A 13,969-nucleotide genomic window follows, 5' to 3' on the forward strand; every position below is an offset into this window, starting at 1 on the left:
GAATCAAGCGCAAGGCTCAGTAGCCGAGTGCCACCTTGGCGAGCATGCCGCACGCCACGCACACCAGAATGGCGGCGAAGCCCATCTGCGTATGCCGCGAGGAAACGCGGTGCGAAAGGTGACGCCCCAGCATCATGCCGGCGACGGTCGCGACGCTGAACCACAGCGTGAGGTCGAGCCGCAGCGGCACGCCGTGCAGCACCGTCGCCGCCACGCCGCCGGAGCCCACGAGCGCGATGACCATCAGCGACGTCGCGACGATGCCGTGCATGGAAATGTTCGTGAGCTTGCGCAGCATGGGCACGATGATGAAGCCGCCGCCCACGCCGAGCAGGCCCGTCATCAGACCCGTCAACGCGCCGGTCGAGGCCAGCGCGAGCGCCGTCGCACTCGACCACACGAGGCGGCCGGTGTCGGGATTGACGCGGCCCACGCAAAGCGGCGACGCTTCGGGCAACGCGCGCTTTTTCCCGATGGTCTGACGCAGCAGCCGCACCGCCACGAACAGCATCACGCCGGCAAAGAGCGCGAGCAGCAGGCGTTGCGGCATGGCTTGCGCGAGGCGCACGCCGAGCCACGTGGTCGGCACGCCCGCGAGCGCCATGCAGAACGCCGCGCGATAGCGCACGAGACGCTCGCGGAAGGCTTCGAGCGCTCCGATCCCCGCGCTGCTCGCCACGGCGATCAAGGCGACCGGCGTGGCCTGCTGCATGGGCCAGCCCATTCCCACCACGATGGCCGGCACGGCCAGAATGCCGCCGCCCGCGCCCGTGAGTCCCAGCATTGCGCCGATCATGGCGCCGAGTACGAGTGAAACGATCATCGGGTTTCGATGTTCATCGTGACCTTGTCCGTCAGGCTCAGGCGGGCACAGCGGCCGGCAGACACGGCGCCACGGCGCGACGAATGCAGTCCACCGCGAAATCGACGTCTTCCGGCTTCGTGAAGCGCCCGAGGCTCAGGCGCACCGTGCGATTTGCCGCCTCTTCGCCAACCCCGATGGCCGTGAGCACATGCGACGGCGTGCCCGCCGCCGAGTTGCAGGCCGAAGTCGACGAGATCGCAAGGTCGCCGGTCAGCAGGAACGGGAAGAAGCCCGGCAGATCGATCGTGAGGCTCAGCATGTGGGGAATGCGCTGCGCGCGCGCGGCGTTGAGCGTGACGCCCGGGAACGTGAGCACCTCGGCCAGCAGGCGCTCGCCCAGCCGCGCAATGCGCTCGCTGTCCGCTTGCAGCGCTTCGCGCGCAATCACGCACGCCACGCCCATGCCGACGATCTGATGCGTGGCCAGCGTGCCCGAGCGCAGACCGCGCTCGTGGCCGCCGCCATGCATCTGCGGCGCGATGCGCTCGAACGCCTCACGGCTCACATAGATCGCACCGATGCCCTTCGGCCCGTAGACCTTGTGCGCCGACATCGAAAGGAGGTCGATGCCCATCGCCTTCACGTCGATGGGCGTCTTGCCGAGCGCCTGCGCCGCATCGACGTGCAGCAGCGCGCCGGCGGCATGCACCACGCGCCCAATCGCCGCGACGTCCGTGAGCGTGCCCAGCTCGTTGTTGACCAGCATGAGCGAGACGAGCCCGGTGTCGGGCGTGAGCGCGGCGGCCACGGCCTGCGCCGTGATTTCGCCGTGCGCGTCCGGTGCGAGCCGCGTGACGGTCATGCCGCGCGCTTCGAGGCTCGTCATGGTATCGAGAATGGCCTTGTGCTCGAGCTGGCTTGTGATGAGATGGCGCTTTTGCGTCGCGCGGTCCGCATAGCCCTTGAGCGCGAGATTGTTCGACTCGGTCGCGCCGGACGTCCAGACGATCTCTTCTGCATCGGCGCCGATGAGCGCCGCCACATCCTTGCGCGCCTGCTCGACGAGCCGCCGCGCCCGCTGGCCCGCGCCATGCGAGCTGGAGGCCGGGTTGCCGAAGTCGCCTTCCATGCCCAGACAGCCGAACATCGCCTCGATCACCCGCGGGTCCGCCGGGGTGGTCGCGGCATAGTCAAAGTAACGCAAATCGCCCTTCTCGCTCATCTTCGTTTCTCGCACAACGGAATTTCGAAAAATGCTACGCGTCGGGCGCTAAAAAATGGTTCCAAAATTAAGCGGATTCTCCAAAGGGCGGAGTATCCAATTCTCCCCGACCGGCCCATCGCGAAATGAAATTCTCGACACGCCCGCCGATGCAGTGTGGCGACGCGGAGCCGATCGCACCCTCAATCGCGCGTGCACACTCACGCAAGGTGGGCGACAGCGTAAGCGAGTACCGTGTCCACTGCGCGCCGCGCGAGTGAGAAAAACGCCGGAAAAAGTGCGCTCGATGCCGTCCCGCCTCCCGCCCACCTCCGCGAGGTTCGCCATGCCGCTTTCCCGTCGCCGCTTCCTCGAACTGAGCCTCGCCGCGGGCAGCACCGCCTGGTACGAACAGCGTGGTGCGATGGCTGCGGAGGACATGCCGGCCATGCCCGAAGACCCGCAAGCGATGCAGCCGGCCCAGCGCGGCGGACTGTACGCGAGCCTGCGCGACCCCAATGCCACGCAGTTGCCGCCCGCGGCGTTCACGCAGCGCTTCTTTTACTCGAGCGCGCCGCGCGCCACGCCGCAAGGCGCGTGGACCACGGCCGCGCCCTTGCCATTGCCGCGCAGCGAAATGGCGTGGGCGACGAGCGAGGGCGAGCGCATGCACGTGATCGGCGGCTATGGCGCGGGCCAGGTCGCGCGAGCCTATCACCACGTATTCGATGCGGCGCTCGGCGCCTGGCGCAACGCCGCGCCGGTTCCGCGCGGCGCGAATCATATCGGCGTGGCGGCGCTCGACGGCGTGGTCTATGCGATGGGCGGCTTCGTCGAGCAGAACCGCATCGCCGTGCCCGACTGCTACGCCTATGTCGTGGCCGACGACCGCTGGCACGCGATTCACCCGCTTTCGCGCGGCTCGCGCGGTGCGATTTCCGTCGTGGCGCACGACGGCCTGCTGCACGCGATCGGCGGCCGCGACACGCGCTCGGTGGACTGGCACGAGGCGTACGACCCGCAGAGCGACAGCTGGAAGACGCTCGCGCCCATTCCCGGTCCGCGCGACCATACGGCGGCCGTCTCGCTCGCGGGCTGGATCCTCGTGGCCGGCGGCCGCATGGATACGTTCGACTTCAACACCGGCATGCACGTGGCCTACGACGCGAAGCGCGACGCCTGGGAAGAGCGCGCGCCCATGCCCACACCGCGCTCCGGCCACGGCGGCGCGGCGTGGCGCGGGCGCTTCTTCTGCATGGGTGGGGAAGGCACGCGGCGCGTCTTCGGGCAGAACGAAGGCTACGATCCGGCCACCGATTCATGGCAGGCCTATGCGCCCATGCTCACGCCGCGGCATGGCATGGGCGCGGCGGTCGTGGGCGATGCGATTCATGTGGCGGGCGGCGGCCCGATGAATGGCGGCGTGTTTCAGAGTTCGGTGCACGAAGTGTTTGCGCTTTGAGCCTGGACATGCTCCGCCTTCGGCATGCAGGGCCGGCTCACCCTTCGGGCATCGCGATGTCCGCGCGAATCAGCTCATCGGCGAGCGTGAGTGCCTGTTGCCTTGCCAGCGGCCCCGTCGCGCACGGCCCCGGACGCGGACAGCCGTCGAACGGATAGATGAGCCGCCCATCGGTCTTGCGGCGAATCCGCAGCAATCCGTAGTAGCGGCCCGCGCCGTCGATCTGCTCGCCGCAGAAGACTTCGTAGTCTTCCGTACTAGTCGGGCGGCGCGCGGCCTCTTTCGGCCTTTTCTCTGGCATGTCGGCACTCCGGGGATGTCCAGGGCGAGATATGCGGATGCCCAGCAAGCGCCGCGCCTGAGAGGGGCGTCGCACGGAAGTCGGCGATAACGGGCACAATACGCGCCTGCGCCGCCGCGCCGGACGCTGTGTTCGCGATTCGAACGCGCTTTCCGAACAGGCAGCCCGACCGCTCCCGCGCCGCCGCACCGGAATCCGCCCTTCTCACGCTGTCATGACCCACGATCTGCCCGAACGTCCAGCCACCGCCGCACGCCCGGCGAACTCGCCGCGCTTCCTGCTGTTCCTGATCTGCCTGTTCGCCTCCGCCGGACAGCTCGCCATCGACATCTACGTGCCCGCACTGCCGGCCATGGCGCGCTACTTCGCGACGTCGCCGCAGGCGATCCAGTCGAGCGTGTCCGTTTATCTCGCCGCCTACGCGTTCGGCCAGCTCATCTTCGGGCCGATTTCCGACGCCCTCGGGCGCAAGCGCGTGCTGGCCTTCGGGCTCGTGATCTATACGCTCGGCTGTCTGCTCTCGCTGGCCGCGCCGAATCTGGAAACCTTCGTGCTGGCGCGCTGCCTGCAGGGCTTCGGCATCGCCGCGACCAACCTGCTCGCCAAAGCCATCATCACCGACTCGTTCGTGGGCACCGCGCTCATGCACGCGTTCACCTACATGTCGATTACGTGGGGGCTCGCGCCGATCATCGCGCCCGTGATCGGCGCGCATCTGCAGGAGCTGTTCGGCTGGAAGGCCTGCCTCGTGTTCCTGCTCCTGTATTCGCTGGTGATGTGGGCGCTGCTGTGGCGCTTTCGCGAGACCTTGCGGCAACCGGTGCGGCTGGAGCCGCGCACGCTCATCGCGAACGCGGGCAAGGTGCTCGCGAGCCCCGTGTTCCAGAGCTGCTTTCTGGCCCAGGGCCTGTGCTACAGCATCCTGCTCGTCTTCAACGTCGTCGGGCCGTTCATGGTGCAGAACACGCTGCATCGGCCGCCTACCTTTTTCGGCTATCTCGCGCTCGGCATCGGCCTGATGTATTTCCTGGGCGGCCTCTCGAACCGGCTCCACGGCCCGCGCCTGCCCACCCCGGAGCAACGTCTGCGTGTGGGGGCGCGCGTGATGGCGGGCGCGTCGATCGCGATGCTCGTGCTCGCGCTCACGGTGGGCCTGCGCGTGTGGACGCTCGCCGTTCCGGTACTCGTGATGGGGCTGTGCGCGGGTGCGATGTACCCCACGCTGATGGCCAAGGGCAATTCGCTGTTCCCGCATATCGCGGGCTTGACGAGCGCGATTCTCGGCTGCGCGCTGCTGCTCGTTTCCTCGGCGATGATGGGGCTGGCCGGCTTTGTCTCCGTGCACGTGCTCACGCCGCTCGCGGTGTTCTTCGTGCTGCTCGCGCTCACCGTCGTCGTGATGGTGACGAAGCTGCTGCGCCACCTCGCGCAGAGTGAGGCCGCCGCCGCGCTCGCGCAGCGCAGCGGCGAGGCGGCGTGAGCCGCTAGCTTCCAGTCAGGCCGTTAGCGGATCGCGCGCGCCACGTCCTGCAACTGCGTGAAGGCGCGGTAACGCGCGTCGTGCAGCGCCGCGATCTCGCCCGTGGCCGGCGCGTAGACCTTGCTGATCTGCGACATCGCGGCCATCGCCTCGCGCGCGTTTTCATATAACCCGCCCGCCACGGCGCCCAGCATGGCCGCGCCCAGCAGGACGGGCTCCTCGGCGTGAGTGGCCAGCACGGGCTTGCCCGTTGCGTCCGCGAGCAGCTGGCGCACGAGGTCGAGCCTGCCCGCGCCGCCGCTGATCACGACCTGCTCGATCGGCGCGCCCGCCTGGGCCTGCACCTCGATGATCTGTCGCAGTCCATAGCCGATGCTGCCAATGCCCGCAACATAGAGCGCGACGAGGCTCGCCATGTCCGTCTCCATGCCGAGCCCCGCGATGACGGCCCGCGCGTGCGGATCGGCGAACGGCGCGCGGTTGCCGAGGAATTCCGGCACGACGTGCAGACCAGCATCGTGCGCGAGGCGCACCGCGCCCGACTCACCCTGCCCAGCCTGAACCGCCAGCCCGGCAAGCATCGCCGGCAGCGACTGGCCCTCGCTCGCCGCGCGGCTCGCCGCCTCCGTGGCGAGCGGATGCATCGTGAGCAAGCGCTCGATCGCCGCGCCCGCCACCGACTGGCCGCCTTCGTTGAGCCACGCACCGGGCACCATCGCCGCGTAGTACGGCCCCCACACGCCGGGCACGAACACGGGGTCGCGCGTGGTCGTCATCGTGCATGACGAGGTGCCGAACACATACGCGAGGCACGCCTCGGGCTGCCCTTGCGCGCCGACCGTGCCGATGCCGCCCGCGTGCGCGTCGATCACGCCCGTCGCGACAGCGGTGCCCGCGCGCAGGCCGAGTTGCGCGGCGGCCTCGGGCGTGAGCCCGCTGCCGAGCGGCGTGCCCGGCTCGACGATCGTGCGGCCGATGCGCGCGAAGCCTTCGTCTGCGAGCACGCCCAGACCCACCGTGCGAAAGTAGCTCTCGTCCCAACGCTGCTCGTGCGCGAGATAGGTCCACTTGCAGGTCACCGTGCAGGTGGAGCGCGAAAGATCGCCCGTGGCGCGCCACGTGAGGAAGTCGGTCAGGTCGAAGAACTGCCAGGCCGCGGCGAACACCTCGGGCCGGTTTTCCAGCAGCCACAGCAGCTTGGGCGTTTCCATCTCGGGAGAGATCTTGCCGCCCACGAAGCGCAGCACATCGTGGCCCGTGGCGTTGATGCGCTCGGCCTGCTCCACGGCGCGATGGTCCATCCACACGATGATGTCGCGCTCGGCCACTTCGGACGGGCCCACGGGCAGCGGCGTGCCGCCCTCGCCCAGCACGACGAGTGAACAAGTGGCGTCGAAGCCGATCCCGGCGATCTGCTCCGGCGAGATCGCGGCCTGCGCGAGCGCGTCCTTCACCGCCTGGCACACGGCGTTCCAGATCTGCGTGCTCGATTGCTCGACGATGGCGCCGCTCTCGTGAAACACGCTGATGTCGTGCTTCGCCGACGCCAGCATACGACCCGCGGAATCGAAAATGCCGGCACGGGCGCTACCCGTGCCCACATCGACACCAACGGTATGGCGTGCGCCGCCGGCATGGTTATTTGAGGTCATGGCTCGTTGACTGTGGGTTTACAGATCGACACTGTTCGGCAGGATCACGAGGTCGCGAATGGTGACGCTGCGCGGCCGCGTGAGCATGAATACCACGGAATCGGCTACTTCCTTCGGCTGCATGAGACTGCCCTGGGCCAGCGCTTCGTCCATCTTCGCCTTGGGCCAGTCGTCGAGCAAGGCGGTGACCACGGGGCCCGGCAGCACCGCGCCTACGCGCACGCCGTGCTTCGCGACCTGGCGGCGCACGGTGTGCGTAAAGGCCTGCACCGCGAACTTCGAGGCCGTGTAAATCGGCTCCCACACCACCGGCACGACGCCCGCCACCGAACTCGTGAAAATGATGTCGCCCGACTTCTGCGCGATCATGTGCGGCAGCACCGCATGCACCGAGCGAAACGCGGCGTTGATGTTCAGGTTGAGCATGCGGTCCCACTCGTCGGGATTGCCGTTCGCCACCTCGCCGCCGATATACGCGCCCGCGTTGGCGTGGAAGATGTCGAGCCCGCCAGCGAGATCGAGGATCCTGGGCAGCATGGCCGCGTAGTCCGCCGGGTTGAGCAGGTCCATGGCGAGCGGCAGCGCATTGGGCCCCAGCTCCGCGCAACATTTCGCGAGCCGGTCCTCTGCGCGGTCGATCAGCACGACTTTCGCGCCTTCGTCCACCAACGCGCGCGCGCACGCGAAGCCGATGCCGGACGCCGCGCCCGTAATGGCGGCGACCTTTCCCTTGATCGATTCAGACATGGGTAACTTTCTCCTTGAATCAGGTACGAACGCCTCAGGCGCGGCCATGCGAAACACGCGACTGGCGGGCGAGCGAATCGACGATCACGGCAATGGCCAGCACGGCGCCGGTAATCATGAAGCGCAGCGACGACGACAGGTTCAGCAGCGTCAGACCGCTCGCAATCGACTGGATCACGATGATGCCGAGCACGGCCGACCATGCGCTGCCGCGCCCGCCGAACAGGCTCGTGCCGCCGATCACGGCCGCCGCGATGGCGTTGAGGTTGACGTCGCCGGTGCCGGCCTGCTGGCTCGCCGAAGCAAGGCGCGCCGCCGTCAGCACGCCGCCGATGGCGGCGAGACTCGCGCACAGCACGAAGGCGCTCGTATAGATCGCGCCGACCTTGATACCCGCGCGCCGCGCGGCTTCGTGATTGCCGCCCACGGCGTGCATCGAACGGCCCCAGCGCGTGCGCGTGAGCGCGTACTGCATGACGACCGCGAGACCCAGAAAGAGGCCGAACATCAGCGGCACGCCACGCCCGCGGTTGAGATAGGCCACGACGATTTCGAGGAACACGGTCAGCGCCGCCGCGCGCCCGAGCAGGCCTGCGACCGAAGGCGCCGAAAGCCTGGCCGCATGGCGGCGCGTGCGCGTGCGCATGCCGAGCAGCAGGAGCACGATACCGGGCAGCAGCGCGATCAGGTGCGAGACGATCGGCGGGATCACCATCAGTTGTCCGAAGTTGACCATCGCCGAACCGTAGGGCAAATTGATCGAACCCGTCGAACCGAGCACGTAGAGCTGCATGCCGAGGATGGCGAGCAGGCCCGCGAGCGTCGAGACGAAACTCGGCATGCCGATCCAGTTGAGCAGCAGCGCGTACAGCGCACCGATCACCGCGCCCACCGCGATCGCGGCAACGATGGCGAGCAGCACCGGCCAGCCGTCGTTGACCCACAACGTGCCGACCAGCGCCGAGGCGAAGCCGCTCATCGAGCCCACCGAGAGATCGATCTGCCCGAGCAGCAGCACGCAGACGATGCCGAGCGAAATGACGCCGACCGTCGAGCAGTCGAACAGCATGTTCACGAGGTTGTCGGCGGAAAGAAACACCGGGTTCAGGCTCGTGAACACCGTCCAGATGATGACGAGCCCCGCGATGACCGGGAGCGAACCCAGGTCGCCCGAACGCACGCGGTCGACGAATGCCGACACGCTCTCGCCGATTCCGCTCGCATGCTTCACGCGCACGTCGCTGCGGTCTAGCAGCGTGGATGGCTTCGCATCGGGCTTTGAATCGGGCTTTGGGGCGTCCGGGTTTTCAGGCTGCGGAGCGCCATGGATAGTCTTGCTCATGATCGTTCCTTTCATTGCACGTCCTGTTGCGCCTGGCGGCGGCCCGCGCGGCGCGACACCGCGTTTTCCGTCGCCCCGGTGATCGCCGCCACGAGTTCGGCGTTGGAAGAGTCGGGATAGAAAATCCCGTTGTTGCGGCCGAGGCGCAGCACGACGATACGGTCGGCCACGGCGCGCACTTCTTCCATGTTGTGGCTGATCATGATGACGGCGTGGCCGCGGTCGCGCACGCGCTCGATCAGGTTCAGCACCTCTGCGGTCTGGGCCACGCCGAGCGCGGCGGTCGGTTCGTCGAGCATGATGAGTTTCGGGTCGAGCAGCAGCGAGCGCGCGATCGCCACGGTCTGGCGCTGGCCGCCCGAGAGCGAGGCGACCACGTCGCGCACGCTGGGAATGCGCGCCGAAAGCTCGTTGAGGAGCGTCCAGGCCTTCACTTCCATCGTGACCTCGTCGAGCCGGTACGGGCTCAACTCGCGGCCGAGGAAGATGTTCGCCACGACGTCGAGGTTCTCGCACAGCGCGAGGTCCTGGAACACCGTCGCGATCCCCAGGTCGAGGGCCGTGCCCGGATCGGACAGGTTCACCGGCTGGCCGCGAAACGTGATCGTCCCGGCGCTCGGCTGGTGCACGCCCGCCAGAATCTTCACGAGCGTCGATTTGCCCGCGCCGTTGTCGCCGACGAGGGCGACCACCTCGCCCGCATGCACGTCGAGCTCGATATCCGTGAGGGCCGAAACCGCGCCGAAGTGCTTCGAGACGCCGCGCAGGCTCAGCACCAGCTCGCCGGGCGCGCCGTGTGCCGTGGCGCGGTTCGTTGCGCGGTTCGTTGATTCGTCAGTCATGAAATGGGTACCTCTTCGTTGCTCTCGGGGCCCGGCGCGCGCCGGGCCCAGCCATGCGTATCAGCCGCCAATGCCGAGCTTCTTGCAGCCGTCGGCGTAGCGGCCCGTGCACAGGTCCGACGCTTTCGCGAAGCCCTTGTCCACTACCTCGGCCTTGATGTTCTTCTGCGTGATAACGGCCGGCTTGAACAGTTGCGTGGGCGTCTTGAAGAGCGTCGTCTCGCCCTTCACGGGCTTGCCGTCGAGGAAGCCCACGGCCACATTGGCCGCCGCGCCCGCCACGATCTCGCTGGGCTTGAGGATCGTGTTGTACTGGTCGCCCGCGATGATCAGTTGCAGGCCCGCCGTGGTCGCGTCGTTACCCGTGACCGGCGGAACCGGATTCATGCCCGCCGCCTTGAAGGCCGCAATGGTGCCGCCCGCCGTGCCGTCGTTGGCGGCCGCGACGCCCACGATCTGCGGCCCGAAGCGCGTGACCTGCCCGCTCACCCACTGCTGCGCCTTGGGCGGCGCCCACTCCGGCGTATCGTACTCGGAGAGCGTCTTGTAGCCGCTGCCCTGCAGCCCTTCGTGAATGCCCTTCTTGATGAGGCCCGCGGCGGCGTCGGTCGGCGAGCCGTTCACTTCGAGCACGCCGCCCTTGCTGCCGGCCACGCCCGACTCCTTCAGGTGCTGCACGAGCGACTGGGCGATGGACTTGCCGATTTCCTCGTTGTCGAACGAGACGTAGTAGTCGGCCGGCGTGGACGGCACGGGCCGGTCATACGCAATGACCTTGATGCCCTGGCTCTGCGCCATATGCACGAGCGAAGCCGCCGCCGTGGAGTCCACCGGGTCGAGCACGATGACCTTCGCGCCCTGGGCGATCACCGAATTGAACTGTTGCTGCTGCTGCGAGGCATCGGCATTCGCGTTCTGGTAGAGCACCTTGCAGTCGGGGCAGAGCTTGCCCATTTCGGCCTTGAAGCCGGGGAAGTCGTGCTGCTCGTAGCGCGTGGAGGCCTGGTCGGGCATCAGGAACGCGACCGTGCCGCTCGGCGCGGCGTGAGCCGACGTGATGCCCGCGAGGGCGAGACTGAGCGCGGCGGCGCCGATCAGTTGGTTGTGAAGTCGGGTCATTGGGTGTCTCCGTTTTTTGGTTGAATGCCTGGTAGGGTTGCCGGTGCTGTCGTGCTGCCTTGTGAACGTGTGAGTTCGTCCTGCGCAATACCTGACATGCGCACTGCGTTTGAAAGTGTCTTGCCGGGTGATCCGCTAGCCGATCGCGGGCGCGCCGTACACGGCTTCGCTCTTGCTGGCCGCGCTCGCGGCGTTGAGCCGCTGATACGAGCGCCAGCGCGACGGCGACATTTCCTTGATCAACAGGAACTGGCGGTTGAAATTCGAGAGGTTGTTGAAGCCCACCTGATAGCAGATGTCCGTGATGTTCAGTTCGCCTGACATCAGCAGCTGGCACGCCAGATTGATGCGCAGCTGGTTCACGTAGCGCACGAACGACACGCCCGTATGGCGGCGGAAATAGCGCGAAAACGCGCTTACGCTCTGCCCGGCCAGTTCCGCCAGCTCCGTTTCGCGCAGCTCCTGGGAGAGATTCTTGCCGATGAAGGCCAGCACGTGATTGATGCGCGTGCCCGCATAGCGACCCGGGTCGGCGCGATACGCCTCGCTGGCGAGCGCCGCGGGCTCCTCGCTTTGCACGAGCAGATCGAGCAGGTCGATGAAGAGCGTGACGCGCCGCATGCCCTGTGCGCCCAGCATCTCGCGCAGGATCGGCTCGGCGGCCGCGCCCGTTGCCGGCGTGAACAGCAGCCCCCAGCGCGACGCGTCGAGCAGCCCCTCCACGCGCCTGAATTCGGGAAACGCCTCGATCGCGCGCGCGATGAATTCCGCATCGAACTGGAGGACGAGACAACGTTCGTCCACCGGCTCGTCGTGCGGCACGCTGCTTACCCAGTTGTGCGGCAGGTTCGGGCCGATCATCACGAGATTGCCGGGCGCGAAGCTGCCGATGAAATCGCCCACGAAATACTTGCCCGTGGTCGCGGTGATGAGGTGGATCTCGTACTCGGGATGAAAGTGCCAGCGCACCGTTCGATAGGGGTAGCCGTGCGACCAGACCTTGAACGACTCGTCGCGCGGCACCGCGACCAGTTCGAGGTCAGGCTGGGAATGTGTGGCGCCGGGCGCGCTTGCGCGCGTCGCGGCTGCCCCAATGGTTTGCATCTCGACTCCTCCTGCACGGTTTTTCTTGTTCTGCGACGGTTGCTCGCGCATACGCTCGACCTACCCTCGGACCGCGCGCCGCCATGACTGAAAATTACCCGCCGCGGCACGGTTCCACCACTGAAAATCAGACCGCAGACTGATACTTTCTTGCATTCGGGTTAGTCCTGGGCCGATTCCAGTGTGCCGGAAGTCAACTTTTGTGCATAGCAACAGCCCTCGCCGGCGGACGGCGAGACAGGTCAACCACCCCAAAAACGGCAAATGTTGCTGCCGCATGATTGAGCGCGAAGCCAAAGAGCGGTCAAAAATCGCCACTTCCCCCGCGCGACGGGCGCTCGTGATGCGCAGGCAGGGAAAGTCCCGATGCGAAATCGTCCTATGACATCGGAAACAGAAATTGACGGGACTAACTTGATCGCTCAAGCGCGCCATTCGGGCCGCGGTTCCTGACAAGAGGACGTCTTATGCGATTCGCCGAAACTTGGCATTCCCCCACGCCGGGCCGGTCCCTATGGGACGATACGTCGACTCCCGACCACGACCAGCACGCCGCCCCTACCGGCAGCGCGCACACGCTGCCACGCCGCGCCATTACCGCCGCCGCGCTCGGCAACGCAACCGAGTGGTTCGACTATGGCATCTACGCCTATGGGCTCGCCTATATCTCCGCGGCATTGTTTCCGGGCAGCACGGCAAGCGCCACGCTGTTCGCGCTCGGCACGTTTGCCATTTCATTTTTGATTCGCCCGCTCGGCGGCCTGTTCTGGGGGCCGCTCGGCGACCGCTTCGGGCGCAAGAAAGTGCTCGCGCTGACGGTGCTGCTGATGTCGGGCGCCACGCTGCTCGTGGGCCTGCTGCCGACCTATGCGAAAGCCGGCTGGATCGCCCCGGCCGCGCTCATCGTCTTGCGCATGATCCAGGGCTTCTCCACCGGCGGCGAATATGGCGGGGCAGCGACCTTCATGGCCGAATACGCGCCCGACGCGCGGCGCGGCTTCTGCGGGAGTTTCCTCGAATTCGCCACGCTGGCCGGCTTTTCGCTGGGCGCCTTGCTGATGCTCGCGGCGTCGCTTACGCTCGGCAACGATGCGATGCATGCGTGGGGCTGGCGCCTGCCGTTCCTCGTCGCGGCGCCGCTGGGCTTGATCGGCTTCTATCTGCGTTCGCGCATCGAGGACACGCCCGTGTTCCGCGAGATGGAAGAGAAGTTCGAGCAACAGGAGCGGGAGCGCCCGGCCATTTCGCTGGGCACGCTGCTGCGCGAGCACCGCCTGCCGCTCGTGCTGCTGGGCGGGCTCGTGGTTGCGCTCAATGTCGTGAACTACGTGCTGCTCGCGTATATGCCGACGTATATGCACAAGGAACTGGGCGTGAGCGAGAACATGTCGCTGCTCATTCCGCTCATCGGCATGCTCACGATGATGGCCCTGCTGCCGTTCGCGGGCCGGCTCTCCGATCACGTGGGCCGCAAGACGCTCTGGTGGTTCTCGCTCGTCGGGCTGTTCGTTGCCGCCGTGCCGATGTTCATGCTGATGCGCCACGGCGTGGCCGGCGCGCTGATCGGCTTCGCCGTGCTCGGCCTGCTCTATGCGCCGCAGCTCGCGACCATCTCGGCGATGTTCCCTGCCATGTTCCCGACGCAAGTGCGTTACGCGGGGATGGCGATTGCCTACAACGTCTCGACCTCGCTGTTCGGCGGCACCGCGCCGATCGTGAGCGACTGGCTCGTGGACAAGACCGGCAGCCCGCTCGTACCGGCGTACTACATGATGGCCGCATGCGCGGTGGGCGCCGTCGCGCTCTTCTTCGTGATCGAGACGAAGGGCTGCTCGTTGCGCGGACAACAGGTGCCTGGCAAGGCGCAGCCGTAACGGCATGGCGGGCCGCTCGCGGCCGTCATGCTCCGCCTGA

Annotated in this window: 11 protein-coding genes and 1 pseudogene; 3 read left to right on the top strand and 9 right to left on the bottom strand. The window is 67.2% G+C overall.

Annotated features, from left to right (window positions below):
- Positions 1–16: 16 nt before the first annotated feature.
- Both AB4Y40_RS32475 and AB4Y40_RS32480 read right to left on the bottom strand, forming a co-directional pair.
- A complete protein-coding gene (locus tag AB4Y40_RS32475) occupies positions 17–823 on the bottom strand; it encodes a sulfite exporter TauE/SafE family protein (protein WP_368691363.1) in 807 nt (268 codons plus the stop codon).
- A gap of 70 nt (positions 824–893) precedes the next feature.
- Positions 894–2,027: pseudogene (locus AB4Y40_RS32480) on the bottom strand (cysteine desulfurase family protein); the annotation flags it as partial.
- Positions 2,028–2,352: 325 nt separating this feature from the next.
- On the opposite strand from AB4Y40_RS32480, the gene AB4Y40_RS32485 reads away from it, so the two are divergent.
- Positions 2,353–3,468, top strand: a complete 1,116-nt coding sequence (locus AB4Y40_RS32485) for a Kelch repeat-containing protein (protein ID WP_368691364.1) — start codon at positions 2,353–2,355, stop codon at positions 3,466–3,468.
- Positions 3,469–3,505: 37 nt separating this feature from the next.
- On the opposite strand, the gene AB4Y40_RS32490 is transcribed toward AB4Y40_RS32485, so the two are convergent.
- The gene (locus AB4Y40_RS32490; protein ID WP_368691365.1) at positions 3,506–3,769 is read right to left on the bottom strand and encodes a DUF6723 family protein; all 264 of its coding nucleotides are present in this window, start codon (positions 3,767–3,769) and stop codon (positions 3,506–3,508) included.
- Positions 3,770–3,983: 214 nt separating this feature from the next.
- Here AB4Y40_RS32490 and AB4Y40_RS32495 point away from each other — a divergent pair, with 214 nt between their 5' ends.
- Positions 3,984–5,249: a multidrug effflux MFS transporter gene (locus AB4Y40_RS32495; RefSeq protein ID WP_368691366.1), complete on the top strand. Its 1,266-nt coding sequence runs from the start codon at positions 3,984–3,986 to the stop codon at positions 5,247–5,249.
- 23 nt (positions 5,250–5,272) lie between these two features.
- Here the strand turns inward: AB4Y40_RS32495 and AB4Y40_RS32500 are convergent, their stop codons facing one another.
- From AB4Y40_RS32500 to AB4Y40_RS32525, 6 genes are all read right to left on the bottom strand, one after another.
- Positions 5,273–6,901: an FGGY-family carbohydrate kinase gene (locus AB4Y40_RS32500; protein WP_368691367.1), complete on the bottom strand. Its 1,629-nt coding sequence runs from the start codon at positions 6,899–6,901 to the stop codon at positions 5,273–5,275.
- An 18-nt stretch (positions 6,902–6,919) separates the two neighbouring features.
- Positions 6,920–7,648, bottom strand: a complete 729-nt coding sequence (locus AB4Y40_RS32505; RefSeq protein ID WP_368691368.1) for an SDR family oxidoreductase — start codon at positions 7,646–7,648, stop codon at positions 6,920–6,922.
- 34 nt (positions 7,649–7,682) lie between these two features.
- On the bottom strand, positions 7,683–8,990 hold the full coding sequence (locus AB4Y40_RS32510) for a sugar ABC transporter permease (protein ID WP_368691369.1): 1,308 nt from the start codon (positions 8,988–8,990) through the stop codon (positions 7,683–7,685).
- Positions 8,991–9,001: 11 nt separating this feature from the next.
- On the bottom strand, positions 9,002–9,832 hold the full coding sequence (locus tag AB4Y40_RS32515) for an ATP-binding cassette domain-containing protein (protein WP_368691370.1): 831 nt from the start codon (positions 9,830–9,832) through the stop codon (positions 9,002–9,004).
- Positions 9,833–9,892: 60 nt separating this feature from the next.
- On the bottom strand, positions 9,893–10,951 hold the full coding sequence (locus tag AB4Y40_RS32520) for a sugar ABC transporter substrate-binding protein (RefSeq protein ID WP_368691371.1): 1,059 nt from the start codon (positions 10,949–10,951) through the stop codon (positions 9,893–9,895).
- Positions 10,952–11,086: 135 nt separating this feature from the next.
- A complete protein-coding gene (locus tag AB4Y40_RS32525; protein WP_368691372.1) occupies positions 11,087–12,055 on the bottom strand; it encodes an AraC family transcriptional regulator in 969 nt (322 codons plus the stop codon).
- Positions 12,056–12,522: 467 nt separating this feature from the next.
- Here AB4Y40_RS32525 and AB4Y40_RS32530 point away from each other — a divergent pair, with 467 nt between their 5' ends.
- Positions 12,523–13,929, top strand: coding sequence for an MFS transporter (locus AB4Y40_RS32530; protein ID WP_368691373.1), 1,407 nt, complete (start codon positions 12,523–12,525; stop codon positions 13,927–13,929).
- Positions 13,930–13,969: the final 40 nt, after the last annotated feature.

The sequence above is a fragment of the Paraburkholderia sp. EG287B genome, assembly GCF_040965595.1.
Lineage (GTDB): Bacteria > Pseudomonadota > Gammaproteobacteria > Burkholderiales > Burkholderiaceae > Paraburkholderia.

Bases quoted from the DNA above. Each gene is read 5' to 3' on its own strand.
- AB4Y40_RS32475 (WP_368691363.1), bottom strand. From the start codon at position 823: ATGATCGTTTCACTCGTACTCGGCGCCATGATCGGCGCAATGCTGGGA.
- AB4Y40_RS32485 (WP_368691364.1), top strand. From the start codon at position 2,353: ATGCCGCTTTCCCGTCGCCGCTTCCTCGAACTGAGCCTCGCCGCGGGC.
- AB4Y40_RS32490 (WP_368691365.1), bottom strand. From the start codon at position 3,769: ATGCCAGAGAAAAGGCCGAAAGAGGCCGCGCGCCGCCCGACTAGTACG.
- AB4Y40_RS32495 (WP_368691366.1), top strand. From the start codon at position 3,984: ATGACCCACGATCTGCCCGAACGTCCAGCCACCGCCGCACGCCCGGCG.
- AB4Y40_RS32500 (WP_368691367.1), bottom strand. From the start codon at position 6,901: ATGACCTCAAATAACCATGCCGGCGGCGCACGCCATACCGTTGGTGTC.
- AB4Y40_RS32505 (WP_368691368.1), bottom strand. From the start codon at position 7,648: ATGTCTGAATCGATCAAGGGAAAGGTCGCCGCCATTACGGGCGCGGCG.
- AB4Y40_RS32510 (WP_368691369.1), bottom strand. From the start codon at position 8,990: ATGAGCAAGACTATCCATGGCGCTCCGCAGCCTGAAAACCCGGACGCC.
- AB4Y40_RS32515 (WP_368691370.1), bottom strand. From the start codon at position 9,832: ATGACTGACGAATCAACGAACCGCGCAACGAACCGCGCCACGGCACAC.
- AB4Y40_RS32520 (WP_368691371.1), bottom strand. From the start codon at position 10,951: ATGACCCGACTTCACAACCAACTGATCGGCGCCGCCGCGCTCAGTCTC.
- AB4Y40_RS32525 (WP_368691372.1), bottom strand. From the start codon at position 12,055: ATGCAAACCATTGGGGCAGCCGCGACGCGCGCAAGCGCGCCCGGCGCC.
- AB4Y40_RS32530 (WP_368691373.1), top strand. From the start codon at position 12,523: ATGCGATTCGCCGAAACTTGGCATTCCCCCACGCCGGGCCGGTCCCTA.